Source organism: Methylocystis sp. Uni0008, assembly GCF_056838045.1.
Window position 1 is genome coordinate 3,683,687 of record NZ_CM166370.1, and the last position, 25,819, is coordinate 3,709,505.

Consider the following 25,819-nt stretch of genomic DNA (forward strand, 5'->3'; position numbering starts at 1 on the left):
CAATATCAGAAGTCATTGCCGCACCCGATCGTCATTCCCGCGAACGCGGGACTCCAGGGCGCCAGCCAAATGTCTGGAGGAGGCCCCGGATCCCCGGGCGCGCTTTCGCGCGCCGGGAATGACAATCGAGATTTCAGAGGGCGTCATTGCGAGGCGCGAAGCGACGAAGCAATCCAGAGCTGTGGGCGCGATTCTGGATTGCTTCGCTTCGCTCGCAATGACGGCGTTAACGGCGGCGTTCACGAAGCCTTGCGGCGCAGGAGCAGACCGGCGCCGGCAAGCAGGGCCAGCAGTCCGAGGCCGCCCGCCCAGGCGCGGCGCGTCGGCGAGTCGAGCTCGAGATCGCCGCGCTTCTGGCCTGAGATGCGCTTCAGCTCGGCGCGGATTTCCGCGGCTTCGCGCAGCTTGGTGTCCTCGTCGTTGATCTTCGCCGCCGCGCCGATGAGCTGCGACCAGCCTTCCGAATAGGTGTAGCCGCCGGGATTCGCATGCGCGAGCGCCTTGTAGTGCTTGATCTGATGGTGCTCCCACATGTCGGCGAAGACATATTCGATGGCGCTCGGATTATTGCCCTTCTGCCAGAACAGCTGGAAGAAGCCGCCCGGATCATCCTTCTCGGGCGCCGGCGGCGCCGGGCGGTTCGTCGTCTGACCCGGCAGCAGCTTGTCGTTGTAGAGCTTCGCTAGGACGCTGCGCGCCTTCTCGGTGATGTCGAGGCCGGAGATGATGCCCTTATCCATGCCGTCGAGATAGGCGCGCGCGAAACTGTCGGAGTGACAGTTCGAGCAGGTCGAAACCCACGACTCCTTGCGCTGCGTGAACCAGGGATGGTTCAGGTTCTCCGCGATCTTCGGCATCGGCACGAAGGCCCAGCGCGCCTTGCGCACCATGTTGTGCGTGAACTTGCCCTCATATTCCATGTGGCAGAAGGCGCAGGTCGGGGCGTTCATCTTGCCCTTTTCCATCGCGTCGGCGAGCCGGACGTTCCAGTCCCATGTGTCGCCGCGCGTCTGATAGACCGTGCCGTGCTTCGACAGCATGTAGCCTTCGAATTCATTGTGGTCGACGCCATTGTGGCACTGCGCGCAGGCCTGCGGCTTGCGGGCTTCGACCGCCGAGAACTCATGGCGCGTGTGGCAGGAATTACAGGTCGTCTGCGGCGTGTGGCAGAAGGTGCAGCCTTCCGCGACTTCGCGCTGCTCCATCGCCGCCCAAACGGCGTTCTCGACATTGGCCTTCATCGACAGCGCATGTGAGGGATGGCCAGGCTTCCACTGGTCCTGCGGCCAGGTGAAGGTGTCTCGCTCGGATTCGCGTTCGGCGAACTGCTGCACATGGCACTGTCCGCAAGCCGCGGCGTCCGGCATTTTCAATTCGGTCTTGTGCTGGCCGTGATCCTTGCCGACGCCCATATGGCAGTCGATGCAGCCGACTTCCTTCAGGTTCTCGCCGGCCTTGAGCGTCCCCATCGAGCGAAGGTTGTTCTCGACCTCCGTGATCATCGCCTTCTTATAGGCGCGGACGTCCGAGTCGGGCAGATTGCGGATCGCATCGAGATTGCCGTGCACGCTGCCCTTCCAGCTGTGCGTCCAGCCGGGCGTCACCTGTTGATGGCACTCGACGCATTGCGCGCGCTGCGCGTCGACGTCGATGGTCTGCGGCGGCTTATAGAAATCGTGCGGATTGAGATATTTCGAGATCGGAATCGGCTCCCAATATTTCGAGAGCGAGCCTTTTCCGGCGCCTTGCGATTCGTCGTAGTAGCGCTTGGTCAGCGCGTCATAGAGCTCCTTGGGCGATGCGCTTTTTCCAAGACCAAGCGCCTTGAAGGTCTCCTCCGGCGTGTCCGCGATCGCAGGAACGCACAGGGCAAAGGTCAGGGCGAATGCGACCATCAGGGCAAGGCGAGCCGCGTAATAAGAAACCCTTTGTGAATTCAGCATGCTCTCCCTCGCCCTATTCTGCGTCTGGCTGCATTGTCGGCGCCGCGGCGCCGAGAGGAAAGGACCACAGCTTCCCTCGCCAATGAGGCCACCCCCTCGATTTTCCGTTGCGTCTCGTCAAGACGCTGGGTGACGATAAATGATGGGTGCGGAAGAAGCCATGACGACGCGTTGGTTCCCTTCATCTTTGCGAACCGCCGAGGCGCCGCCCGGCATGCGCCTCTACGCCATCGGCGACGTTCACGGTCGCGCCGACCTTCTGCATGTCCTCGCCGAAGCGATCGCCGAGGATCTCGCGGCGCGCCGCTGCGATCAAGCGGTGACCATTTTCGTGGGGGATTACATCGACCGCGGGCTTGGCTCGAACGGCGTTCTGAAGCGCCTGACCGCTGGAGATTTTCCAACGCCCCTCGTCACGCTGCGCGGCAACCACGAAGAAGCGTTGCTGCGCTTTCTCAACGATGCGGCGGCGCTCGACGACTGGGTCGACAATGGCGCGCTGACGACGCTGCATTCTTACGGCGTCGACGCCGGCGAGGAGGTGGCGAAAGGCGGCGCCTCACAGGTTCGCGTCAAATTTCTCGCGCATTTTCCCGAGGAGCATCGCCGCTTCATCGAAGAAACGCGGCTATGGGCGGAATATGGCGGGTATTTCTTCTGCCACGCCGGCGTGCGGCGCAGCGCGCCGCTGCATCGCCAGGAGGCGCACGATCTGATGAACATCCGCGACGGGTTTCTCGATTGCGAGGAATCCTTCGGCAAGGTGATCGTGCACGGTCATACGCCGCATAATAATGTTGAGGACCTGCCGAACCGGATCAATCTCGATACGCATGCGTTCAGAACCGGCGTGCTGACGGCCGTCGCGCTGGAGGGCGCCGAGCGGCGGTTCATCCAGACCGCGTGACTTCCTCAGCCGACGCGAAGCTCGAACGCGTTTTCGAGATGACGCGGCAGCCGGCCGCGCGCGAGAAAAATCGCGTCGGCGCGCAGCGTATAGGCCATCGCCCAGGGGTTCGCGGCGAGCCAGCGGCCGACGGCCTGCGAAAAGCGGCGTTGCTTTTGCGGCGTGATGGCGATGGCGGCGTCGTCGAGATCGCCGCGCGCCTTCACTTCCACGAAGACGATCGTGCGGCCGCGCCGGGCGACGATGTCGATCTCGCCGCCATGCGCGCGGAAGTTTCGCGCGAGAATTTTATAGAGCCGCGCCTGCAGCCACAGCGTCGCCGCCGTCTCGGCGCGAAGGCCATAGACATAGGCGGCGCGGCGGGCGTCGTTCTTCAATTCGCTCATGATGAAACGAGCGCGACCACCATGCCCCCTCCCTGTCCCTCCCCCGCTGCGCGGGAGAGGGGACCCTAACGACGCAGATTGCGCAGTTTCATTGCACGGACCCGGGTCGGACTCCCTCTCCCGCGAAGCGGGGGAGGGTTGGGGAGGGGGCGCAAACTCATCTTACTTTCCCCGCCCGGCCGCCAACTCCAGCGCCCGCGCATAGACCTGCCGGCGCGGCTGGCCGGTCGCCGCCGAAACGACGCTCGCCGCGTCCTTCACCGAATGCGCCGTAAGCGCCTCTTCGATCCTTGCGTCGAGATCGGCGGCCGAGGCCTGCGCCGCGCCCGCGCCGGGCGGGGCGACCAGCAGCACGATCTCGCCCTTCGGCGGCTCCTCCTCGGCGAGCGCCGCCGCCAGCTCGTCGAGCGCGCCGCGCCGCACCGATTCGAACATCTTGGTCAGTTCGCGGGCGATCGCCGCATCGCGCTTGCCGAGCACAGCCGCGCAATCGGCCAGCGTTTCGGCCAGCCGCCGCGGGCTCTCGAAAAACACCAGCGTTCCGGGAATATGCGCGAGTTCGGCGAGCCGCGCGCGGCGCGGGCCGCTCTTGTGGGGCAGGAATCCCTCAAAAAAGAATCGGTCGGTCGGCAGCCCGGCGACGACCAGCGCCGCCAAAACGGCGGAGGGGCCCGGCACCGAGGTCACATGGACCCCCTTCTCGAGCGCCTCCTGAACGAGCCTGAAGCCAGGGTCCGAGACCAGCGGCGTGCCGGCGTCGGAGACGAGCGCGAGCTTCGCCCCCGCCTCGAGGCGCGCGAGCAGGTGCGGGCGAATCACCCTGGCGTTGTGCTCGTGATAGGCGATGAGCGGCGTCGAAATCCCGTAATGGGCGAGCAGCGTCTTGGTGACGCGCGTGTCCTCGGCGACGACCGCGTCCGCCGCCGCGAGGGTGGAGAGCGCGCGAAACGAGACGTCCTTCAGATTGCCGATCGGCGTCGCGACCAGGTGGAGCCCAGGTTCGATCCTTTCGGCTTCGGCCCGCAGGCCGAAGGCGGTGTAGCTCGCAGCCGGCGGAGAGGTGGCCTCGATGGTCATGCGCGTCGCCAATCGTCGTTCGTTTAAAGATACATGATGTTCGTTTAACAGGACAAGCGCTAACTGCGCGCGCCAGCCGCAATTCTTCCAAATGGCCCGTCTATTGACTTTCGGCTAGGGACTCGGACCTTTAGCGCAGAATAGCCGCGCCATTGGTGGAGCCTCGGCGCAAGGGGATTCTCATGCCGATACTGTCTTCTCTCTCGCGCCCCCGCGCGCGAAGGCGCGGGACCGCGATGACGCGCGTCGCGCTTATCGGCCTGGCGGCGGCGCTCTCCGCCTGCAATCCCACGAGCGGGCCGTGGGCGCCAGGTGCGCGCGACCTGAAGTTGAGCGCGGGAATGCAGACCGCGCCCGCGGAGAATGAGACGATCGGAACCGGCGCCGTGAAGATCGGTCTGATCGTGCCTCTGACCGGCCCCTCCGGCCCCTCGTCGGTCGGCGCGTCTCTGCGCAACGCCGCGAAGCTTGCCTACGCCGACAGCGGCGAAAACGACGTCACGATCCTCGTAAAGGACGACCGCTCGACGCCCTCGGGCGCGGCTGCGGCGACCCAGGCGGCGATCAACGAGGGCGCGGAGATCATTCTCGGCCCGGTGTTCGGCGCCGGCGTCAAGGAGGCGAGCCGCGTCGCGCGTTCCGCCAACAAGCCGATGATCGCCTTCTCGACCGACTCGTCCGCGGCGGGCCGTGGCAGCTACCTCCTGTCCTTTGCCGTCGAGGGCTATGTCGATCGCGGCGTCAACTTCGCGTCGCAGCGCGGCAAGAAGTCGATCGCGGCGCTCGTGCCCGAGAACGATTACGGCACGCTGGCGATGGCGCAATTCCAGCAGAGCGCCGCCACTTATGGCGTCCGCGTGCCGGTCATCGAGCGCTATAAGCCTGGGGCGCCCGGCGAGTCGGTGAAGCGCCTCGCCGCCGTGCGCGACCAGTTCGACGCGCTGTTCATTCCCGAACAGGCCGAGGCCATGCAGGCCGTCTCGAAGGAGCTCGTGGCGAACGGCATCGACTCCAAGAAGGTGCAGATTTTCGGCACGGGCCTTTGGAACGACGCGCGCACGCTGAGCCTGCCGGCGCTGCAGGGCGCCTGGTTCACCGCCCCGGAGAACGCCGGCTTCAACGCCTTCGCGCAGCGCTACAAGGCGAAATACGGCTCCGACCCCGCGCGCGTCGCGACGCTCGCCTATGATGCGGTGTCGCTCGCCATTGCGCTGTCGCGTTCGCAAGGATCGCAGCGCTATTCGGAAAGCGTGCTGACCAATCCTTCCGGATTCAACGGCGCCGACGGCGTTTTCCGCTTCAGGCCGGACGGCGGCAATGAGCGCGGCCTCTCGGTGCTGGAGATCGGCGGCGGCACCGCGAAGATCATCGCGCCCGCGCCCCGCAATTTCACGGGCAACGGCGCGTAAAGGGGTTTCGCCTATCCTTCGAGACACGCTGTTGTTGCGCGCTAACTAGTGTAGGCGCAGCAAGCGCGTTGTTTCATTGGAGAATATCATGGCGACGAACCGCACGAACGTCTATTCGCCCTCCGAATTCCTGGAACGCCAAAGCGGCGACGCCTGCATGCTGCCGCTGACCGTCGTCGGCGTCTCGAAACCGGGCGCCGACAAGAATCACATCCTGTTCGCGCTGGATGTGGCGCGCGACGTCTGGATCAACGTGCCGATCGCGCTGGTAGAGAACGTCGAAGTTTTGGGAGACGCGAAGTGCGGCGCGGAGAGCCATGCGCATGTCCGCCTGCGCATGAAGGAGCCGAGTTCGCCCGAGGGTCAGGCCTTCGCCGCCTTCTTCAAGGGAATGGAGACCGCGTTGCTCTCCATCATGCGGAAGGTGACGCCGATCTTGCTTGAGGCGGGAAAGGCTGGCCTGCGCGACGCTTGCCATGATTGCGTAAATGCTTGCGCGCAGGTTCCCAACCCGCCGGATGATCCCTTTGCGCAGATCTCCTGCATGCTGGGTTGCAGCGCCTGCCCCGGATAAACGCTTAAGCGGTTGCGCTTTCGCCCGCGATCTTGCCGAAATCGGCGACGCCCATCATCACGCGGCGCAGTTCGGCAAGAAGCCGCAGGCGGTTCAAGCGCAGATCGGCGTTCTCGGCGTTGACCGTCACATCGTCGAAGAAGGCGTCGACGGGCTCCCGGAGTTTTGAGAGCGCGCGCATGGCGCCGGCGAAATCTTCCGTCTTGAGATGTTCCGCGGTCTCTTCGCGCGCGCGGGCGATCGCCGCGGCGAGCTTGTGCTCCTGCGGCTCGATGCGCAGATTCGGCGCATGGCGATGCGCATAGGCGTCCGGCCCGTCCTTCTTCTCTTCGGCTTTCAGGATGTTGCTGGCGCGCTTATAGCCGGCGAGCAGGTTCCTGCCGTCGTCGGTTGCAAGGAATTTGTCGAGCGCCTCGACTTTGCGCGTGATCATGAGCAGATCGTCCTGTGATGGTACGAGTCCTTCCCCTGCTAAAGACTCGTACAGGTCCTCGGTGCCTGGATCGGCCTCGTTGACCGCACCCAGCACTGCATCAATTAGATCGTACCTCGCCCCCTTGTCGCGCAAGTAGACCTTCAAGCGGTCCGTGAAAAAATCAATTAGCTGGGACTTAATGCGGACCGGTTCGTGAAAGTAGAAATCGGACAACCCTTCGACCAGTGGCGTCGTTTCTTCAAATTCTTCAACAATTTCGTCACGCCCAATCAAACGAGAGGCTTCCTCGATTTTTTTGCGATCGCTATCGAGCATATAGCGCTCCACAGCGTTGAGAATTGCGATGACGCAAGCATCAATAGTGGCAAAAATCCCTAGTTTTATACCGTTTTCCAGCACAAGACGGATCACGCCTAGCGCGGCCCTACGCAAAGCGTAAGGATCCTTACTGCCGGTAGGAAATTCTCTTATCGCCCAGAAGCCGACGAGCGTGTCGAGCTTGTCGGCGAGCGCCACCGCGATCGACACCGGATCGGTCGGGATGCGGTCGTTCGGCCCCTGCGGCTTGTAATGCTCCTCGATCGCCGCGGCGACGGAGGCGTCTTCGCCCTGCGCCGCGGCGTAATAGCGGCCCATCAGCCCCTGCAGCTCGGGGAACTCGCCGACCATCTCGGAGACGAGATCCGCCTTGCAGAGCGTCGCCGCGCGCTCGGCGAGAAAGGCGTCGGCGCCGACGATCGGCGCAAGTTCCTTCGCCAGCGCGGCGATGCGCTTCACGCGCTCGCCCTGCGTCCCGAGTTTTTCGTGAAAGACGATGGCGTCGAGCTTCGGAAGTCGCTTTTCGAGCCTCGTCTTGAGATCGGTCTCGTAGAAGAACTTCGCGTCCGAAAGCCGCGCTGCGATGACGCGCTCATTGCCGCCGACGACCGTCGCGCCGCCGTCGGTGGCTTCGATATTCGAGACCAGGATGAAGCGGTTGGTGAGCGTGTCGTCCCTGCGCAGCACGAAACATTTCTGATTCACGCGGATCGTCGCGCGGATGACCTCTGGCGGAATGGAAAGGAAACTCTCGTCGAACGCGCCCATGAGCGTCACGGGCCATTCGACGAGTCCCGCGACTTCTTCCAGAAGGCCGGCGTCTTCGACGAGCTCCAGGCCTTGCGCGAAGGCGAGATCCTTCGCGTCGTGCAGAATGATGTCGCGCCGGCGCGCCGGATCGATGACGACCTTCGCGCGTTCGAGCGCGAGCGCGTAATCCTCGAACCGCTTCACGCGAATGGCCTGCGGCGCCATGAAGCGATGGCCGTAGGTCACATTGCCCGAAGCAACGCCGTCGACGTCGAAAACGACGACGTCGGGCGTTTCGGTCTCGGGTCCGAAAGTCGCGACGATCGAGTGGAGCGGGCGCACCCAACGCAGCGAATCCGGGCGCTCGGACGCCGCGCCCCAGCGCATCGACTTCGGCCAGGGAAAGTTCTTGATGATCTGGGGCAGAATCTCCGCCAGCACGTCGATCGTCTCCGCGCCGGCGCGCTCGATCACGGCGACGTAGAACTCGCCCTTCTTCGGGTCCTTTTCGATCTTGGCCTGATCGAGGGAGGCGAGCCCCGCGCTTTTCAGGAAGCCGGCGATCGCCGCCTCCGGCGCGCCGACGCGCGGGCCTTTGCGCTCTTCGCGCACATCCGGCTGGCGCGTCGGCAGGCCGACCACCTGCAGCGCGAGACGGCGCGGCGTCGCATAGGCGGCCGCGCCCTCATAGGTCAGGCCGCGGTCGATGAGCGCGTTGGTGACGAGCCGCTTGAGGTCATCGGCGGCCTGCCGCTGCATGCGCGCCGGAATTTCTTCGGAGAAAACTTCGAAAAGGAGATCGGACATTGCGCTTTGATGCTCTGCGCCTCATTCCCCTCCCCCCGCTTGCGGCGGGGAGGGGTTAGGGGTGGGGGGCTCTCGCGTTTGGTAGAGCGCCGCGCAGATCGTGTCCACAACGCTTTCGAGATTGCGTAAAACCTCGTGATTCCAGAACCGCAGCACGCGATAACCGTTGGTCTCAAGAAATCGCGTGCGCGTTTCGTCTCGAAGCCGCTCGTCATCGAAGCCGTGCTGCCCGCCGTCTATTTCGATGACGATGCGGGTGCGATGACAGGCGAAGTCCGCATAATAGGGGCCGATCGGCGCCTGTCGGCGGAAATGGCCTCCGGCGAATTCCAGCTGTCTGAGTTGCATCCAGAGCTTACGTTCGGCGGGAGTGGCCTCGCGCCGCAGTTTTCGTGCGCGGAGCGTTCGCGGATCTGAACGATCTGTTTTGTCGTTCATGCCCCCCACCCCTAACCCCTCCCCGCCGCAAGCGGGGGGAGGGGAATGCAAACGCCCAGAGCGACAATATCTCAGGCGATTTCCTTGACCGCCGCGCTCGGCGCGTCGAGGAGAAATTTCTCCACTTCAAGCGCCGCCATGCAGCCGAGGCCGGCCGCCGTGACCGCTTGACGGTAAACCTCGTCGGCGACGTCGCCGGCGGCGTAGACGCCCGGCATGCTCGTGCGCGTCGTTCCGGGCTCCACGGCGATGTAGCCCGACGGCTTGATCGTCAACTGGCCGCGGAAAAGTTCCGACGCCGGCGAATGGCCGATGGCGACGAAAACGCCGTCCGCCGCAAGCGTATGGATCGCGCCGGTCGAGACATTCTTGACGCGCGCGCCGGTGACGCTCAGCGGGTTCTCGTCGCCGACGATCTCATCGATCACATGATTGAAGAGAATCGAGACGTTCTCCTGCGCGAGCAGACGCTTCACGAGAACGCGCTCGCTGCGGAACTCGTCTCGGCGGTGAATGATGGTCACATGCGACGCGAGATTGGAAAGATAGAGCGCTTCCTCGACCGCGGTGTTGCCGCCGCCGACGACAAGCACCTTCTTGCCGCGGAAGAAGAAGCCGTCGCAGGTGGCGCAGGCGGAGACGCCGAAGCCTTTGAATTTTTCCTCGCTCGGCAGACCCAGCCATTTCGCCTTGGCGCCGGTCGCGATGATCAGCGAGTCGCAGGTGTAGGACGCGCCCGAATCTCCAGTGAGCCTGAACGGCCGCTCATCGAGATGGGCCTCGACGATATGGTCGGAGACGAGCTTCGTCCCGACATGTTCGGCCTGCAGGCGCATCTGCTCCATGAGCCACGGCCCCTGGATCGGCTCGGCGAAGCCGGGATAGTTCTCCACCTCGGTCGTGATCATGAGCTGACCGCCCTGATCGAAGCCGGCGATGAGCATTGGCTCGAGCAGCGCGCGGGAGGCGTAGATCGCCGCCGTATAGCCGGCCGGGCCGGAGCCGATGATGATGACGCGCGCGTGCTGCGGCATGAAATGGCCTCGCGAGTGACGACGCCCGCAATCTAGCCATTATCAGCGTCGCCGCAACCGCTCTACGGCCCGGCGGCGCCGCGAATGCAAAACGTCTTCCCGACCATCGGAGGGGAGCTTGAAAGGGCCGTCCGCGAAGAGGTTCGGCTTACCAGTCCCAGCCTTCGCCGCCGCAGACGTCCACCCATTGGCGTCGCCAGCCCCATTGTATTCGTGTTCGGCGGAGCTGGCGGCAGCCGCCATCCCAGGCGTTGGAATAAAAGGGGCCGTCTCCTCCCGAGCCCCCGCGCGCGGGCAGCCCCGTCCGGTAATAGCTCCAGCCCCAGGGCTGGCTCCAGCCCGCGGGGCGGCCGGAGCCGCCTCGGCCGCCCCAACGGCCGGCCCAGCCAACGCCGGGCAGCGCCGCGCCACGAAAACCGCCGCCGCCCCAGCCGAAGCCATGCCATCCGTGCCATCGCTGCGCCTTTGCGACGCCGGCATGAGCCATCAACCCAATGAGGAGAGCGCCGGTCGCGGCCGACGCCTTGATAGATTTCGACATATCCAGCTCCTCTCCCCTTCCTTCTTGGCAGGCGGCGAAACGCCTGCGGCGCCGCGCCGGGCGCGGCGGACGTCCAGGTCGTCAGCCATCGTAAGCAGTCAAATGCAAACGCCCTCCCGAAACGGGAGGGCGCCGATTGTGTCAAACAACTGGGACGCGGGGCGCTCTACCAACCCCAGCCCAAACCGGCGTTCCAGCCGCCCCAGCCTCCGCCCCAGCCGCCGCCCCAGCCGCCGTAGCCGCCCCAGCAGACATTCACCCACTGGCGCCGCCAGCCCCAGTGGGTCCACACGGTGCGAAGCTGATAGCAGCCGTCAGTGCCGATCGTGGAGTAATAGGGCCAGCCCCATCCCCAGCCGGCGCCGACCAATCCCGCGCCCGCCCAAGGCCAATAGGCGCGACGCCACGGGCGGTAATAGCCAGCCCACGGCCTTCTCCAGCCCCAACCGCCGCCGCCAATCCAAGGTCGGCCCCAGCCGGCGCCGGCCCACGGCCGTCCCCAGCCGCCGCCCCAAGGCCGGCCGAAGCCCCCGCCGCCGATCCATGGCCGGCCTCCCCAGCCGCCGCCGCCCCAGCCGCCGCGGAAACCGCCGCCTGGCAGAACCGCGCCGCGGAAACCGCCGCCCAGACCGCCGCCCCTGAAGCCGCCGCCACGGAAGCCGCCGAAGCCGCCGCCAAAACCCCTCTGCGCATCTGCGACTTCGGTTTGCGCCAGCAAGCCGATGAGCAAAGCGGCCGTCGCAGCCGCAGTCTTGACCGATTGAGACATTTTTTTCTCCTGATCCAGCTCTCAACGAGACTTCGCTGGCCGGCGAAAAATGCATGCGCGGTCAAGGCGCGCTCAATGTCCGCCGCCAACCCCGCCAACCCCTCTAAATCGCGCGTGCTGCGCACAGTTCAAGGAGCGGGAAATCAGATGCGCGCGGGGCGCAGCGCGCGCGCCGAGGCAAATACTTTTATAGTGTTGCTCTTATGCCACAGCCGCGCCGCCAGCAGTTTAAGAGACGCGGCCACGTTGTTGTCGAACAGTAAAAAGCAATAATGGAACAATAGTTGGACGCGCTTGGTTCTTTAATTCCAAGAATGCGTGGGAGTCGTCAGGGCTCGCCCGCTTGGGTGTGGCCTTTGTTCGGTCACAAGCGATTTCTATTCGGCGGAAACGCTACGGGATGTGCGTTGAGTGGTGCGGCGTCGAAAGGAGATGCGTTAGTGAAGAATTTCAAGCCTGGGATTTTGGCGGTCGGCCTCGCGAGCATGTTCGCCGCGACGGGTGCGCAGTCCGGCGAGTGGTTTGGCAAGGCGTCCTATTATGCGATGAAGGGCCGCACGGCGAGCGGCCTGCGCGTCGGCGCTCTTACGGCAGCCCACCGGACGCTGCCGTTCGGGTCAAAGGTGCGGGTGACGAATCTGAACAACAATCGCTCGGTGGTCCTCACGGTGAACGATCGCGGACCTTTCACACGCGGGCGAGTGATCGACGTGTCCGTTGCGGCGGCCGACAGCCTCGGCTTCAGATCGGCGGGCGTCGCCCAGGTCAAAGTCGAGCAGGTCGCCGACTAATATCTCCACCACACTGCGCTGATCAGACCGCGCTCGGCCGGCGAGTTGACGCCGCCGATCGCGGCGATCGCCCCGATCTGCAGCGAAAGCGACGCGTTGAGGTCGTAAACCGCGCTGAGCTGGAATTTCTGCGCGGCGACGACGCCCGCCGGACCGCCTCTGGGCGAAAAGCCGGAGAAACTCTGCGCGAGCAGCAGCAGCGGGGGCAGGGGACGCAGACCGGCGGTGAAATCGGCGCGGATCTCGTCGCCATTCTGTCCGCGCGACCGGTAGCCGAGCTGCGCGTCGAGGAAGCCCGGCAAGCCAAACACTTCGAACGGACGCCCGACGAGGACCCGCAGGTCCGCCTGAACCGGGTCGCGCATATCGAGGAACAGCCGCGCGGCGGGGGAGGCCGCCCGAACGCCCGCCTGCAGCGAGACGATGTAATCGCCCCAGGTGAAAAGCAGCGCCCGCGCGCCGAGAGCGCCCAACCCGAGGCCCTCGTAACGCGCGCCCTGAGGTCCCTGCAGAGACAGCGGCAGTCCGGCCTTGGCTTCCTCGACCAGCAGGTTGAGGTGGTCGTAGCGCCCGGCGGCGCCGCGGAAATTCATGTAGCCGCCCTCGGCGACGATCGTCAGCCAGTCGAAAAGCCCGTGCTCCACGTAAACGCGCGTCTCGAATTTTCCGGCGGCATCAGCCATGCGCCGGCGTAGACCGACTGCGCCGCAACGGCCGAAAAGCAAAAAACAATCAAATACGCCGAGGCACGCATGGCGCCACGCAAAACAGGAACCGGCCCGCCGCCCCTTCGCGGCGAGCCCTACCATGCTAGAAGCGATGCGCCCTGTTGACAATCGCCGGTTGCGCCTACGCCCCTACATGGGCGTGCACGTCGCGTCCGCCGTGGCGCTGCATGATCTCCATCGCCGCGCGTTCGCGCTCGTCGTTCCAGACGCGGGCCCAGAGCAGCAGTCCGCCGTGCTTTAGTTGCGACTGCGCCCATTTGGTCTGGCGATCGCCGACGAGCTTTGAAATCATCAGGCCCAGGAGACCGCCGCCGCCGCCGGTGAGCAGTCCGATGGCGATGGCGCTCGGAAGCGACAGACCCCAGGCGAGGGAGATTCCGGCGCCGATGATGACGCCAACGTAAAACAGCACGCCGACGATCGACGCCTTGCCGATATTGAGCGACTCGCTGTCGATATAAGGCGTGCGCGGCGCGCGGGGGCTGTCCTCAAGCTCGCCGGCGCTCACGTCCGCGTCGCCGAGCTTCTCTTGAACCTTGTCCTCTTCGGCGAGCAGGCTGATCTCCGAGCGGTCGAAACCGCCGGTGAGGAGATCGTCGATCGCCGACTGCAGCTTGTCGACGGTGTCGAACAGGCCGACGACCTCGCGCAGCTCGTGCCGTTCTTCGGGGGTGGAAACTCTGTTCGGATCCATGATTCTTGCTCCTGCGCGGCGATTTGGCGCGCGCGGCCGCGCTCTTGATTAAACAGAGCGGCGCGCCCGGTCTTCAAGGGGCGGCGGGCAGGGAAAATCGCGGGGGAGAGCAGTAAAGCTGTCGACCCTATTGCGCGGACGGTCGCCACGCGGCAGTCGCGACGAACTTCGCGACTTCTCGTGAATGGCCTTGGACTTCGCAGCGTGCAGAGCGGCGACGTGCTGAATGTGAGCGGCGTTGGCGCAGTCTCGACGTCTTCCGATCCCAACTGGACACGCCAATAAGCAGCTGCTCGTTTGCAAACTGAAGTCGGCCCCTCGGTCTTCGCGACGCGAGCTTCACTCGCTCCTTAGGATAAGGGGCCTTGGTGGCGCTTGTTCGTTGAACGCCACGGGGGTAGCTGGGCTATTCACGCCGAAAAGTGACCTTCAATTATCCATGTTTCCGCATACGAGTTTCGAGTCGCAGATTTCTGCCAATGGAGTGCCTCCTGTCGAAATTTGTCTATCTTCTGATGGCAGAGATATGCCGAGACGATCAATTCACCGGTTGTCTTCAACGGGTCGAATGTTTCCGCATAGAGCTCCTCAAAAATATCATTGCCGGCGGTCTTACTTAGCGTGGGCTCTCCACATCGGAACGCCAAGAGCAGCTGCCCAGCCCGGGCCATATCTATCGTCTTTAGTCCTTCGTCCGTCTTTTCAGAGCGCTTGCGTTTGTAAACGAAGCCTAGCCTTCCTACAGAAAGGGCGAGCTTTTCCTGGAGGGGATCGAACGCTCTGAGGTCTCGTCCAAAAATTCTGCTCTGGCTGTTGCTGGAAATTGCAATTTTTTCGATGAAACTTTCGTCAGCAGTTTCGATGATTTTCACCGAGATCGCGCCACCTTCCTTCGCCAGTAGGTTGGTCAGGGTTTCAAAGAGTACCCTTGCCGTCTGACCGCCGTTTACAATTTTAGGATTTTTGAGATTGATTGAATGACACCCGTTTCGCAGTCCAATCACCTGGTCGCAAACAATTGTGATCCCATTGTTCAAGAACCAAAATTCATTGAATCGCCCATCTAGTATTGTCTCCCTGATCGCGGAGTTGACGTTATTGTCCATGCCGAGAAAGTAACGGACGTTGTGCGATAAGAGACGCTCGTCGAATTCACCGTCTGTGTTCGAAAGAAATTGCTTGAGTTCTGCGAGCCCTACGGTCGCCTGCAAGCCAGAGAGGTTCGAGTCCGAATGCTCAAACATCCTGCCGATTAGAGGTTTGAGACGCTTCTGAAACTGGGGCTTTGATGCTCGCACAACCCCGTGGGACAACTCGTAAAGGCTGTGTTCGTAAAGCTCGGCTCGATGACTTGACAGACGCTGGACTAAGCGATCCTTTTCGTCCCGAACAAGTTTCGACTGGTTCGAAAAGAGATGAACTTTGATCGCGAAGTTATCGGCTTCGAGCAGTTCCCAGATCTGTCGAATATGCGCGCTTAACGCGCCATTCGCTCCCGAGAGCGCATGTTCGTTGCGATACAAAATGTCGTCCACAATGGAAATTATTTTGTCGACTTCGTCTCCGGGAAAGTTAGCCTGCGATTTTTTGTACTTTGCTACGCACTTGCAAGAAGCTAGGTTGATCACCTTGTTCGCGTGATCAACATAAACGATATCAAGGCCGCGATCGCTTCCTCCATCTACGATGCAGTCATCAATTTCGCTATCGGGCACGCCAAAAACGTCCCGTAGAACAAGCTTCGCAAAAGCTATGTTCCTGGGGACGTTCTGTTGAGTGAAGTGCTCGATTCGAGACTCGATGACTCCGAAGTCAACGAGAGAAGCTTTTGCAGACGCTGCGACCAGCAGTTTCGCCGCCATGTTGAAGCGTCTCCATCACGAACACCCCGTCGTTGACCCGCAGGTCTCGCACTTCAGGCACGTGCCGTTGCGCACGAGCGTGAAATTCGCGCATTCCGGGCAGGCTTCGCCGACATAGCCCTTCATGCGCGCTTCGGCGCGTTTCTCGGCGACGCCCTGCACGGTTTTCGTCGGCTCGGTCCAGCCGAGCGACGTCAGCGCCTCGGCTTCGCGGACGGCGTCGGGCGTCGGCTCCGCCTTCAGCGCCGTCGCGCCGCCGCCCTGCACCACCATCAGCCTGTCGGTCTTGGAGCGCAGCAGGCCGCGCGAGACGACGGAATTCGTCTCCGGCGCCTTGCCCTCATGCTGGCCCTTGCCGAGCACGTCATGGCCGATATCGTCGGGCGAGACATGCGCGAGATCGTTGCGGCCGAGATAGGAGACGGCAAGCTCGCGGAACACATAGTCGAGGATCGACGTCGCGTTCTTGATCGCGTCATTGCCCTGCACCGGACCCGCGGGCTCAAAGCGGGTGAAGGTGAAGGCGTCGACATATTCCTCGAGCGGCACGCCATATTGCAGGCCGAGCGAAATCGCGATGGCGAAATTATTCATCAGCGAGCGGAAGGCCGCGCCTTCCTTGTGCATGTCGATGAAGATTTCGCCGAGCCGCCCGTCTTCATATTCGCCGGTGCGCAGATAGACCTTGTGGCCGCCGACGGCCGCCTTTTGCGTATAGCCCTTGCGGCGATCCGGAAGCTTCTCGCGTTCGCGGATCACCTGATGCACGACGCGCTCGACGATGCGCTCGGCGATCGCCGCGGCGCGCGCCGGCATCGTCGCGGCCACGACTTCCTCGACGACGTCCATCGCGTCGATGTCGTCGTCGCCGGCGATGAGCTGCGCCGAGAGCGGCTGCGAGAGCTTGGAGCCGTCGCGATAAAGCGCATTGGCTTTGAGGCCGAGGCGCCAGGACAGCAGATAGGCCTGTTCGCAATCCTCGATCGACGCGTCATTCGGCATGTTGATGGTCTTGCTGATCGCGCCCGAGATGAAAGGCTGCGCCGCCGCCATCATGCGGATATGCGACTCGACCGAAAGATAGCGCTTGCCGGTGCGCCCGCAGGGATTGGCGCAGTCGAACACCGGATAGTGCTCGCGCTTCAAGTGCGGCGCGCCTTCCAGAGTCATCGCGCCGCAGACGTGGATATTCGCCGCGTCGATCTCCGACTTGGCGAAGCCGAGATGGGAGAGAAGATCGAAATTCTTGTCGTCGAGCGACGCCGCCGGAACTTTCAGCGTTTCGGTCAGGAAGTCGGGCCCGAGCGTCCATTTGTTGAAGACGAATTTGATGTCGAAGGCGGACGGCAGCGCCGCCTCGATGGCGGCGATCTTCTCGTCGGTGAAGCCGCGCGCGTGCAGGCTCGCGGCGTTGATCGCCGGCGCGTTGGAGAGCGAGGCGTGGCCGACGGCATAGGCTTCGATCTCGGCGATCTCGCTCTCGCGATAGCCGAGCGCGCGCAGCCCTTCCGGCACGGCGCGGTTGACGATCTTGAGATAGCCGCCGCCGGCGAGCTTCTTGAATTTGACGAGCGCGAAATCGGGCTCGATGCCGGTCGTGTCGCAATCCATCACGAGGCCGATGGTGCCGGTCGGCGCGACGACGGTGACCTGCGCATTGCGATAGCCGTAGAGTTCGCCTTGCGCGAGCGCGTTGTCCCAGGCGGCGCCGGCGTGTGCGACCAACGTCTGATCGGGGCAGGCGGCGAGGTCGAGCGGCACGGGCGCAATCGCGAGTTTTTCGTAACCGACGCGCTCGCCATGCGCGGCGCGGCGATGGTTGCGGATGACCCGCAGCATCGCTTCGCGATTCTCCATGAAGCGCGCAAAGGGGCCGCGCTCCTTGGCCATTTCTGCGGAGGTGGCGTAGCAGACGCCGGTCATGATCGCCGACAGCGCGCCGGCGATGGCGCGGCCCGCCTCGCTGTCATAGGCGACGCCCGACGACATCAACAGGCCGCCGACGTTGGCGAAGCCAAGGCCCAGCGTGCGGTAGTCATAGGACAGCTGCGCGATCTCTTTCGAGGGAAACTGCGCCATCAGCACCGAGATTTCGAGCACGATGGTCCACAGCCGCACGGCGTGCTCGTAAGAGTCGACGTCGAACCCCCACCCTGACCCTCCCCCGCTTGCGGGGGAGGGAAGGGAGGGGGAACGGAACTGCAGCAGGTTCAAAGACGCGAGGTTACAGGCCGTGTCGTCGAGGAACATATATTCCGAGCAAGGATTGGATGCGCGGATGGGGCCGCCCGCCGGGCAGGTGTGCCAGTCGTTGATCGTCGTGTGGAACTGGATGCCGGGATCGGCGGAGGCCCAGGCGGCGTAGCCGATCTTCTCCCATAAATCGCGGGCCTTCAGCGTCTTCGAGACCTTGCCGTCGAGGCGCTTGACGAGGCTCCAGTCGCCGTCCTTCTCAACCGCCTGCAGGAATTCGTCGGTGACGCGCACGGAGTTGTTCGAGTTCTGGCCGGAGACGGTGAGATAGGCTTCGCTGTCCCAGTCCGTGTCATAGGTGTCGAACCGGATGTCCTTGTAGCCCTGCCGGGCGAACTGAATGACGCGCTTGATGTAATTGTCCGGCACTTCATTGCGGCGCGCGAGCTTGATCTCGCGTTTCAGCGCGGGATTGATCTCGGGATTGAAGCAGTCGTCGCCGGGGCCTTCGCAGTTCACGCAGGCGCGCATGATCGCCTTTAAGTGCTTCTTGACGATCTTCGAACCCGTGACGAGCGAGGCGACCTTCTCCTCCTCCTTCACCTTCCAGTCGATGAAGGCTTCGACGTCTGGATGGTCGATGTCGACGACGACCATCTTCGCGGCGCGCCGCGTCGTGCCGCCGGATTTGATCGCGCCGGCCGCGCGGTCGCCGATCTTGAGGAAGGACATCAGTCCCGAGGAGGAGCCGCCGCCCGAAAGCTTCTCCTTCTCGCCGCGCAGCTTGGAGAAATTGGTGCCGGTGCCGGAGCCATATTTGAACAGCCGCGCCTCGCGCACCCAGAGATCCATGATGCCGCCGTCGTTGACGAGATCGTCCTCGATCGACTGGATGAAGCAGGCGTGCGGCTGCGGATGCTCATAGGAGGACTTCGACTTCACCATCTTGCCGTTGGCGTAGTCGACATAGAAATGGCCCTGGCTCGGACCGTCGATGCCGTAAGCCCAGTGCAGGCCGGTGTTGAACCATTGCGGGGAATTTGGCGCCGCCATCTGCATCGCGAGCATATAGCGAAGCTCGTCGGAGAAGGCCTGGGCGTCTTCCTCGGCGTCGAAATAGCCGCCCTTCCAGCCCCAATAGGTCCAGGCGCCGGCGAGCCGGTCGAAGACCTGCTTGGCCGAGGTCTCCGAGCCGTGGCGCTGGTCCTTGGGAAGTTCGCTGAGCGCCTCGCTATCGGCGGCGGAGCGCCACAGGAAGGAGGGAACGGCGTTCTCCTCGACGCGCTTCAGGCGCGCCGGCACGCCGGCCTTGCGGAAATATTTCTGCGCCAGCACGTCGGCGGCGACCTGGCTCCACTGGTTGGGGACTTCGATATTGTCGAGGGAAAAGACGATCGAGCCGTCGGGATTTCGGATCTCGCTCTTCGTCGTGCGGAACGCGATGTTGGCGTAGGGAGTTTCGCCAGCCTTGGTGTAGCGCCGCTCAATTTTCATCGTTCCATCCCCTCAAAGCGCAGGCGTCCGCCCGCGCGCGACCGTTCGCCGGCCCGCGACGCATTCCTGCCAATCCAAACTCGAAAGACGCGCGCTCCGCGCTCGCGGACAGATGCGCCGCGATTTGAAGCACGCCAAAAACGAGGATCACGCCCACACAAAGCGACGCTCACGTCCGGCTGCCGCCGGGAACCGCCGAACGCCTTAAAGATCGTTCGCCGCGTCGCCATTGCCTGATGCCTCCAGACTGCGCGAGTCTTTCGATGGCGTCAAGATATAGTGGTGACAATTAACAGAGAGACAATATGTGGATAATTTAGTGGATAAAGGGGAAAATTCCAGTCGGGCGGCCCCTAGGCTCGGCCATCTCGGCAGATTCGGCAAGCGGGACTTTCGCAGCCTTTCCGGGAGCACGGTCCGCGTCACAAAAGCTTCGCCTCCCCGTGATCTTCAAGCGGATAGATCGGAGCGGAGCGAGTCGCATATGTGGACGGTCAACGCGAATTTCGGTCAGTCGATTTTCGCCCTCGTCAATTTTCCGCAAGCCGCCTCGAAAAAGCCGAAAGCGGCCAAGAAAGCGCTCGGCGAAACGCTTGGCCGCATGGGATCGCTCGAAGTGCGGCTCGCGCGCGGCAAGAAGGAGCTGCGCAAGGCGCAGCGCCTGCGCTACGAGGTCTTCTATAAGGAAGGCGGCGCGATTCCCGACGCGCGCACGGCCTTTACCCGCCGCGACGCGGACAGGTTCGACAAATTCTGCGATCATCTCATCGTCATCGATCACGCGGCGCAGACCCGGCGCGGCAGGATCAAGCCGAAGATCGTGGGCGCCTACCGGCTGATGCGCGACGACATGGCGAGGAAGGCTGGCGGCTTCTATTCGGAGGGCGAATATGACGTCGCGCCGCTTCTCGCCCGCCACGCCGGCAAGCGCGCGCTGGAATTAGGGCGCTCTTGCGTGCTCGCGCCCTATCGCGGCAAGCGCACGATCGAACTTCTCTGGCGCGGGCTGCTCGCCTATGTGCGGGCGCACGACATCGACGTGATGTTCGGCTGCGCAAGTCTTCATGGCGCCAATCCGCTCGCCCATGCGCAGGCGTTGAGCTACCTCGCGCATTACGCGCCGGCGGAAGAGAATTGGCGCGTCAGCGCGAGAGAAGAGCTGCATACGCCGATGCGGATGCTGGCGCGCGACGCGTTCGATGCGCGAAAGGCGCGCGACGCGCTGTCGCCGCTGATCAAAGGCTATCTGCGGGTGGGCGCGCGTTTCGGCGAGGGCGCCGTCGTCGATCGCAAATTCAACACCACCGATGTCTTTGTGGTGATGCCCGTCGCCGATATCGACGCGCGCTATCTCGAGTTTTTCGGCGGCGCGTCCCACCGACGCGCCGCTTAGCCCTTCTGTCATTGCGGGCGCGAAGCGCGATTGGAATCCAGGACAGAAGCAAACATTCGTGACGCCGATGGGAATGCGCAGCGCGCCCATGAACGCGGCTCCTCGTCCTTCGAGACGCGCGCTGCGCGCGCTCCTCAGGATGAGGAGCCTTGGTTTGCGCAATGGAATTCACTGATACCGCTACAAGCAGTCCTCATGCTGAGGAGGTTGCGTAGCAGCCGTCTCGAAGCACGAGGACTGCGATGATTTCCGGTCGCGCGATCCATTAAGCGACGTGAGCAACTCTTCCACACACGCCCGCGTCTCCGCGGCGAGCGCCTTGCGATCCCTGCCGGCTGTTTCGATCGGCGCGCCGAAGATGACGTGACACTGCGTGCATCGGCGCTTCATCAGGCGCCACAGATGCGGCAGAAACGTCATGTCCCCATACCAGCCCACATCGATCCTGCGTGCGCCGTCTGAATAAGCGATTGCGACGGGCGCGAGCGTCGGCGCCTCGCCCCGCGCGGCCAATGTCTCAAGCGGCGCGAAATGCGCCGAGCGAAAGGGAAGGACCTCCGCGCCGTCGCTCGACGTCCCTTCGGGAAAGACGACGAGATCGCCGCCCGCGCGCAGCACATCTACGAGCGCGTCATTGACGCGCGCGACATCCTGCTTCGCGCCGCGTTCGACGAAGACCGTGCCTTGCAGCCGCGCGAGCAGTCCGAGCACGGGCCAGCTCGCGACCTCGCGCTTCGCCAGAAAGACGAAAGGGTAGAGGCTCGCGAGCGCGATGATGTCGGTCCATGACACATGATTGGCGACGACGAAGCGCGGCGCGCTCGAGGGCAGGGCGCCGCGCGCCTCGACCCTGATGCCGATGATGGCGCAGACCGCGCGGCAGAAACGCGTCTGGACCCTGTGCTGAATTGGCCAGCCGCGCCGTCGCGCCAGCGCCTGCAGCGGAACGAGAAAGAGAAAAGCGCCCGCCAGCGTGAGGACGAAGGCGAGCGCGCGCAGATAAGGCATGGCGCGCAGATGGCGCGCCTGCAAGACGTTGGTGTGACAGCCCCGGCTAGTGTCCTGTCCCAGAAATTACTAGCCACGTTTTCGCGATTGTGATTCCTTCGGCCCAGGCGGGATTCGGGAGGGCGGCATGGCGAGGGACGGAGCGACCAAAGCGAGCAAGATTGAGCTCAGCGAGAACGAACGGGAATACCTCAAAAGGCTCGTCCGGCGACGCAAGGTGGCGCGTGGGCATGCGCAACGCGCGGAGATCGTGTTGCGGGCCGCTGACGGGCTCAACAACTGCGAGATCGCGGCTGCGGTCGGTGTAACGCGGCAGACCGTGCGCACATGGCGCGAGCGTTTCGCCAAGCACCGTCTCGATGGTCTCGACGATGAGCCGCGCTGTGGCGCGCCACGCAAGATCGGCGACGACCGCGTTGAGGAGATCGTGACCAGGACACTCGAAACGCAGCCCAAGAACGCGACGCACTGGAGCACGCGCGGCATGGCGAAAGCATCGGGCGTGTCGACTTCGTCGGTTCATCGCATTTGGCGTGCATTCTCCCTACAGCCGCATCGCACCGAGACTTTCAAGCTCTCGACCGACCCGCAGTTCGTCGAGAAAGTGCGCGACATCGTTGGCCTCTATCTCGATCCGCCCGACAAGGCGCTGGTGATATGCGTGGATGAAAAGAGCCAAATACAAGCGCTTGATCGAACGCAGCCGCTGCTGCCGATGCGCCCTGGACAAGTCGAGCGGCGCACGCACGACTACGACCGCCACGGCACTACGACGCTCTTTGCCGGCTTCATCGCTGCTGTCACGGCTGAGACGACCGTGAAGGCTGGCAGTGTGATCGGCACATGCATGCCGCGCCATCGCGCGCAGGAGTTCCGCAAGTTTCTCGACGAAGTGGAGAGCAACGTTCCCGCCGGCCTCGACATTCACGTCGTGATGGACAACGCTTCGAGCCATAAGACGCAAGTGATCCGCAACTGGTTCGCCAAGCGGCCCCACTGGCACATGCATTTCACGCCGACATCGTCGTCGTGGATCAATCAGGTCGAACGCTTCTTCGCGCTGCTGGCCGAAAAGCAGATCAAGCGAGGCGCGCACAAGTCCGTCAAAGACCTCATCGCCGCCATCAAGGCTTTCCTCGCCCAACAGAACGCTGATCCGAAGCCGCTGCGCTGGACCAAGTCAGCCGACGACATTCTGGCCTCCATCGAACGCTTCTGCCGTCGCACCCTCGACCTCCAAGCCAAAGCTGGATAGAAACTTCTGAATCAGGACACTAGGCAGTCTGCGCCACATCCGACAGGAAGAACCGCACCATCTCGCGCGATGCGTGCGGACCATGGCGATCGGCGAAGGAGCCGTCCGGATTGCCGCCCGACCAGGCGTGGCCAAGTCCCTCGACAGCCCAATGCTCCAGCTGCGGCACGCCGCGCGCGTCCGCGATGACGGTGCGGCTGTAATTGCGGCCGCCCGACGATCCGGTCTCGCGCGTTTCGCGCGCGAGCGCCTCGGCAAGATCTAGGCGCGCCCGTGCAATGATCGTTTCCGCGTTGATCGGATGCACTCTCTGATCGGCTTCGCCGTGGAAAACGATTGTGCGCACGCCGTCGTCAGGCATAAGGACGCGCGCCATGCCGGCGCCGAAATTGCCGCTCATCGCCGCGAAGGCGGAGGCGACGTCGCTCGCGGAGCCGTGCGCCAGGCCGGAATGTATGCCGACCGCGGCGTAGAGCTCCGGATAGGTCGCGCCCATGGTCGCCGCCATGGCGCCTCCCGCCGACAATCCGGCCACATAGACGCGCGACTCGTCGACGCGCCACTCCGCCATGACGGCGCGGGTCAGGCCGGCGATGAGACTGGGTTCGCCTTTCTCGCGCGTCTGATCGGCCGGATTGAACCAGTTCCAACAGCCCATCTGATTGGCCGCGGTCGATTGGGCCGGATAGGCGACCAGAAATCCGTGTTCGTCAGCGAGTTCGTTCATCCGCGAACCGATCGCGAAGTCGTCAGGGTTCTGCGAGCAGCCGTGCAGCATCACGATCAAGGGCCGCTTGCCATCTGCGACGCCGTTGGGCGCATAGACCTTGTAGTCGCGCGCTCCCGCCGAGCCGGCATAGCTGCGCGCGACATAGGCGGCGCCCGGCGGAACGTCGATTTGTGGGGTCTTCCGCAGCCCGACAAGCGGCATGGCGCTTTGATCGAGGCCCGGAAGACCTGCATGACGCAGCAGCTCCACGGTCTCGCCGAGCGGTCGGCGCAGCTTGAAATTTGGGGCATGTGGCTCGGCGTGCGCAGCGGGCTGCGGCGCCGGCACCGCGTCGCCCGCGGGGGTAAGCGCGCGCATCAGCACGCGCGTCGCCTCGGTGAGATTTTGCTCGCGCGTCAATCGCGTCGCTTTGCTCAAGACGCTCGACAGGAATTCTTTCATTTCGGTCTATGCCTCACGGGAGGAGAGGATCAGCTGATGCGATCGTCGAGCGCCGCCTTGACCGACTTGCTTGCTTGAAGCGCGCCGAGGACGGTGATGGATTCGATGGTTTCACGCGCGAGCTCTGGCGTGACGTCTTCGGCGATCGACGCCAGACCCAGCACATGGATGCGCAGTCTGCGGCCCGCCGCCTTCACCGCCTCCAGGTCTTCGCGGCTGTAGTGGCGCAGGCCGAGATCCAGCGTGTTCCGCACGATGGACTGTTTGACCGCGTCCGAATGCGCGCCGAGCTGATTGCGTATCGCCGTGCGGATGAAGTCGGTGCGGTTCGAGTAGAAACCTTCGCGCACCAGGAGATCGATATGGCCGAGATCGACGAACCCGACATTGATCGTGATTTTCTCGGTGTCGGGGGCCTTTTCCCGAAGTTTATGTATTTCCGCCATTGCGCCATCCTATTACCATCTGTCTGGATGGTATATGGATGGCAATCTAATCGCTGCAAGGGCCCGCGAGCAAGTCATGCGGCGACGGTCTGGCCGCGACGCTTTGTCTCCCGGCCCGGCTTCGCCATTCATCGCGACCTTGACGCCGCCGCTTGAGGCGCCCTTATGTGCGCCTGTCGCCCTAGGCCGGCGGCCAAGATCAGGCTTTTCGGGAGAACCTTATGACGTTTGTGCTCGCGCGCCGCGCATTTGCCGCTGCGGCCCTGTCGCTTCTTTCCGCCGGGCTGGTCGCTGGGCCGGCGTTGGCCCATGGCCCTTCGCGCCAGAAGGTCGTCGAAAAGATTGAAATCAACGCTCCGGCCGCGAAGGTCTGGGAGATTGTCGGCAATTTCCAGGATTGGAACTGGCATCCGGCCATTGCGAAGACTGAAGGGACCGGCGGCAATAGCGCCGACGCCAAGCGCAAGCTGACCCTCAAGAGCGGCGGCGTGATCGAGGAGTCGCTGACGAAATACGACGCCGACGGCAAGTCGCTGAGCTATAAGATCGACGCCGTCGACGTGAAGGTGCTGCCGGTCAATAATTATTCTTCGACGATCTCGGTCAAGGACGAAGGCGGCAAGAGCGTCGTCGAATGGAAGGGCGCCTTCTATCGCGGCTTTATGAACAATGATCCGCCGCCGGAGCTTTCTGACGAAGCGGGCGTGAAGGCGGTGAGCGATGTCTACAAAGCCGGCCTTGCGGCGTTGAAGACCAAGGCGGAGGGCAAGTAAGCGCAACGTCATGCGCAAAGCGTCAGTCAGGATCGCCGTGTCGCGCCGGATCTTTCTTCGCGCCGCGGCCGCTCTCGTCGTTCTTGCGCCAAGCCTGGCGCTCGCGGCGCATGGCGCTTCGCCGCTGAAGGTCGTCGAAACGACGACCGTTAATGCGCCGCCCGACAAAGTCTGGGCGATTGTGGCTGACTTCGCGCACGCCGAGTGGCTGCCGGGCGTCGTGCGCGTCGAAGCGTCGGGCGGAGACGTTCCCGATCAGGCGCGTCGCAGACTGATCATGGCTGACGGCGGGGTCGTCGAGGAGTTGCTCACAAAGCGCGACCCGGAGCGGATGATGCTCGGCGTTCACCGCGAAGGCGATGATGTGAAGCGGCTGCCGGCAACCAACTACACCGCGCTGATCACCCTGCGCCCGGCTGCGAGCGGCGCGACCGAAGTCGAGTGGAAGGCGCGCTTCTATCGCGGCTATCCCAAGAACGACCCTCCGCCGGAATTGAACGACGACGTCGCGCTCGCGGCGGTGACGGCGCTGCAGCGCGCCTATCTCGCGGCGTTGAAGGCGAAAGTGGAAGTCAGCGTTCCCTCTCCCCGCCAATAGCGGGGAGAGGGTTAGGGTGAGGGG

23 protein-coding genes are annotated in these 25,819 nt (G+C 63.6%); 8 read left to right on the forward strand and 15 right to left on the reverse strand.

The annotated features are described in order from the left end of the window. Positions 1 to 239: 239 nt before the first annotated feature. Complete coding sequence (locus tag AC0X69_RS18265) at positions 240 to 1,943, reverse strand: multiheme c-type cytochrome (protein WP_482609522.1); 1,704 nt, start codon at positions 1,941 to 1,943, stop codon at positions 240 to 242. 160 nt (positions 1,944 to 2,103) lie between these two features. Between AC0X69_RS18265 and AC0X69_RS18270 the strand changes: the two genes are divergently transcribed. Beyond that, the gene (locus AC0X69_RS18270) at positions 2,104 to 2,850 is read left to right on the forward strand and encodes a metallophosphoesterase (RefSeq protein WP_482609524.1); all 747 of its coding nucleotides are present in this window, start codon (positions 2,104 to 2,106) and stop codon (positions 2,848 to 2,850) included. A gap of 5 nt (positions 2,851 to 2,855) precedes the next feature. Here the strand turns inward: AC0X69_RS18270 and AC0X69_RS18275 are convergent, their stop codons facing one another. Beyond that, on the reverse strand, positions 2,856 to 3,236 hold the full coding sequence (locus AC0X69_RS18275) for a YraN family protein (RefSeq protein WP_482609526.1): 381 nt from the start codon (positions 3,234 to 3,236) through the stop codon (positions 2,856 to 2,858). Positions 3,237 to 3,398: 162 nt separating this feature from the next. Next, positions 3,399 to 4,313 carry a 16S rRNA (cytidine(1402)-2'-O)-methyltransferase gene (gene rsmI, locus AC0X69_RS18280; protein WP_482609528.1) on the reverse strand — a complete coding sequence of 305 codons (915 nt, stop codon included), beginning with the start codon at positions 4,311 to 4,313 and terminating at the stop codon, positions 3,399 to 3,401. Between the two features lie 182 nt (positions 4,314 to 4,495). On the opposite strand from rsmI, the gene AC0X69_RS18285 reads away from it, so the two are divergent. After that, positions 4,496 to 5,722 (forward strand): penicillin-binding protein activator, encoded by a 1,227-nt coding sequence (locus AC0X69_RS18285; RefSeq protein ID WP_482609530.1) that lies wholly within the window; start codon positions 4,496 to 4,498, stop codon positions 5,720 to 5,722. An 88-nt stretch (positions 5,723 to 5,810) separates the two neighbouring features. Beyond that, positions 5,811 to 6,296 (forward strand): hypothetical protein, encoded by a 486-nt coding sequence (locus tag AC0X69_RS18290; protein WP_482609532.1) that lies wholly within the window; start codon positions 5,811 to 5,813, stop codon positions 6,294 to 6,296. 4 nt (positions 6,297 to 6,300) lie between these two features. Here the strand turns inward: AC0X69_RS18290 and glyS are convergent, their stop codons facing one another. From glyS to AC0X69_RS18315, 5 genes are all read right to left on the reverse strand, one after another. Then, positions 6,301 to 8,607 (reverse strand): glycine--tRNA ligase subunit beta, encoded by a 2,307-nt coding sequence (glyS, locus tag AC0X69_RS18295; protein ID WP_482609534.1) that lies wholly within the window; start codon positions 8,605 to 8,607, stop codon positions 6,301 to 6,303. Positions 8,608 to 8,628: 21 nt separating this feature from the next. Continuing rightward, complete coding sequence (locus AC0X69_RS18300) at positions 8,629 to 9,045, reverse strand: endonuclease domain-containing protein (protein WP_482609536.1); 417 nt, start codon at positions 9,043 to 9,045, stop codon at positions 8,629 to 8,631. A gap of 71 nt (positions 9,046 to 9,116) precedes the next feature. Further along, positions 9,117 to 10,079 (reverse strand): thioredoxin-disulfide reductase, encoded by a 963-nt coding sequence (gene trxB, locus AC0X69_RS18305; RefSeq protein ID WP_482609538.1) that lies wholly within the window; start codon positions 10,077 to 10,079, stop codon positions 9,117 to 9,119. A 148-nt stretch (positions 10,080 to 10,227) separates the two neighbouring features. Continuing rightward, positions 10,228 to 10,620: a hypothetical protein gene (locus AC0X69_RS18310; protein ID WP_482609540.1), complete on the reverse strand. Its 393-nt coding sequence runs from the start codon at positions 10,618 to 10,620 to the stop codon at positions 10,228 to 10,230. A gap of 166 nt (positions 10,621 to 10,786) precedes the next feature. After that, positions 10,787 to 11,389, reverse strand: coding sequence for a hypothetical protein (locus tag AC0X69_RS18315; RefSeq protein ID WP_482609542.1), 603 nt, complete (start codon positions 11,387 to 11,389; stop codon positions 10,787 to 10,789). 485 nt (positions 11,390 to 11,874) lie between these two features. Here AC0X69_RS18315 and AC0X69_RS18320 point away from each other — a divergent pair, with 485 nt between their 5' ends. Further along, positions 11,875 to 12,180 (forward strand): septal ring lytic transglycosylase RlpA family protein, encoded by a 306-nt coding sequence (locus tag AC0X69_RS18320; protein WP_482613443.1) that lies wholly within the window; start codon positions 11,875 to 11,877, stop codon positions 12,178 to 12,180. Here the strand turns inward: AC0X69_RS18320 and AC0X69_RS18325 are convergent. From AC0X69_RS18325 to AC0X69_RS18340, 4 genes are all read right to left on the reverse strand, one after another. Further along, complete coding sequence (locus AC0X69_RS18325; RefSeq protein WP_482609544.1) at positions 12,177 to 12,863, reverse strand: hypothetical protein; 687 nt, start codon at positions 12,861 to 12,863, stop codon at positions 12,177 to 12,179. The two genes, AC0X69_RS18320 and AC0X69_RS18325, sit on opposite strands and share 4 nt — an antisense overlap. Before the next feature lie 166 nt (positions 12,864 to 13,029). Further along, positions 13,030 to 13,602, reverse strand: coding sequence for a general stress protein (locus AC0X69_RS18330; RefSeq protein ID WP_482609546.1), 573 nt, complete (start codon positions 13,600 to 13,602; stop codon positions 13,030 to 13,032). A 410-nt stretch (positions 13,603 to 14,012) separates the two neighbouring features. Then, on the reverse strand, positions 14,013 to 15,464 hold the full coding sequence (locus AC0X69_RS18335) for an AIPR family protein (RefSeq protein WP_482609548.1): 1,452 nt from the start codon (positions 15,462 to 15,464) through the stop codon (positions 14,013 to 14,015). Between the two features lie 15 nt (positions 15,465 to 15,479). Continuing rightward, a complete protein-coding gene (locus AC0X69_RS18340; protein ID WP_482609549.1) occupies positions 15,480 to 19,151 on the reverse strand; it encodes a vitamin B12-dependent ribonucleotide reductase in 3,672 nt (1,223 codons plus the stop codon). Between the two features lie 484 nt (positions 19,152 to 19,635). Between AC0X69_RS18340 and olsB the strand changes: the two genes are divergently transcribed. After that, the gene (gene olsB / locus AC0X69_RS18345; protein ID WP_482609550.1) at positions 19,636 to 20,544 is read left to right on the forward strand and encodes a l-ornithine N(alpha)-acyltransferase; all 909 of its coding nucleotides are present in this window, start codon (positions 19,636 to 19,638) and stop codon (positions 20,542 to 20,544) included. 180 nt (positions 20,545 to 20,724) lie between these two features. Here olsB and AC0X69_RS18350 read toward each other — a convergent pair whose 3' ends face one another. Continuing rightward, positions 20,725 to 21,552 (reverse strand): lysophospholipid acyltransferase family protein, encoded by an 828-nt coding sequence (locus AC0X69_RS18350; RefSeq protein WP_482609552.1) that lies wholly within the window; start codon positions 21,550 to 21,552, stop codon positions 20,725 to 20,727. Between the two features lie 127 nt (positions 21,553 to 21,679). Here AC0X69_RS18350 and AC0X69_RS18355 point away from each other — a divergent pair, with 127 nt between their 5' ends. Further along, complete coding sequence (locus tag AC0X69_RS18355) at positions 21,680 to 22,807, forward strand: IS630 family transposase (protein ID WP_482607591.1); 1,128 nt, start codon at positions 21,680 to 21,682, stop codon at positions 22,805 to 22,807. Between the two features lie 19 nt (positions 22,808 to 22,826). On the opposite strand, the gene AC0X69_RS18360 is transcribed toward AC0X69_RS18355, so the two are convergent. Continuing rightward, positions 22,827 to 23,978, reverse strand: a complete 1,152-nt coding sequence (locus tag AC0X69_RS18360; protein WP_482609554.1) for an extracellular catalytic domain type 1 short-chain-length polyhydroxyalkanoate depolymerase — start codon at positions 23,976 to 23,978, stop codon at positions 22,827 to 22,829. A gap of 29 nt (positions 23,979 to 24,007) precedes the next feature. Beyond that, complete coding sequence (locus AC0X69_RS18365; RefSeq protein ID WP_482609556.1) at positions 24,008 to 24,424, reverse strand: ribbon-helix-helix domain-containing protein; 417 nt, start codon at positions 24,422 to 24,424, stop codon at positions 24,008 to 24,010. Between the two features lie 221 nt (positions 24,425 to 24,645). Here AC0X69_RS18365 and AC0X69_RS18370 point away from each other — a divergent pair, with 221 nt between their 5' ends. Next, positions 24,646 to 25,197 carry an SRPBCC family protein gene (locus tag AC0X69_RS18370; protein ID WP_482609558.1) on the forward strand — a complete coding sequence of 184 codons (552 nt, stop codon included), beginning with the start codon at positions 24,646 to 24,648 and terminating at the stop codon, positions 25,195 to 25,197. Between the two features lie 10 nt (positions 25,198 to 25,207). Next, a complete protein-coding gene (locus tag AC0X69_RS18375) occupies positions 25,208 to 25,795 on the forward strand; it encodes an SRPBCC family protein (RefSeq protein WP_482609560.1) in 588 nt (195 codons plus the stop codon). The last annotated feature ends 24 nt before the right edge of the window (positions 25,796 to 25,819 follow it).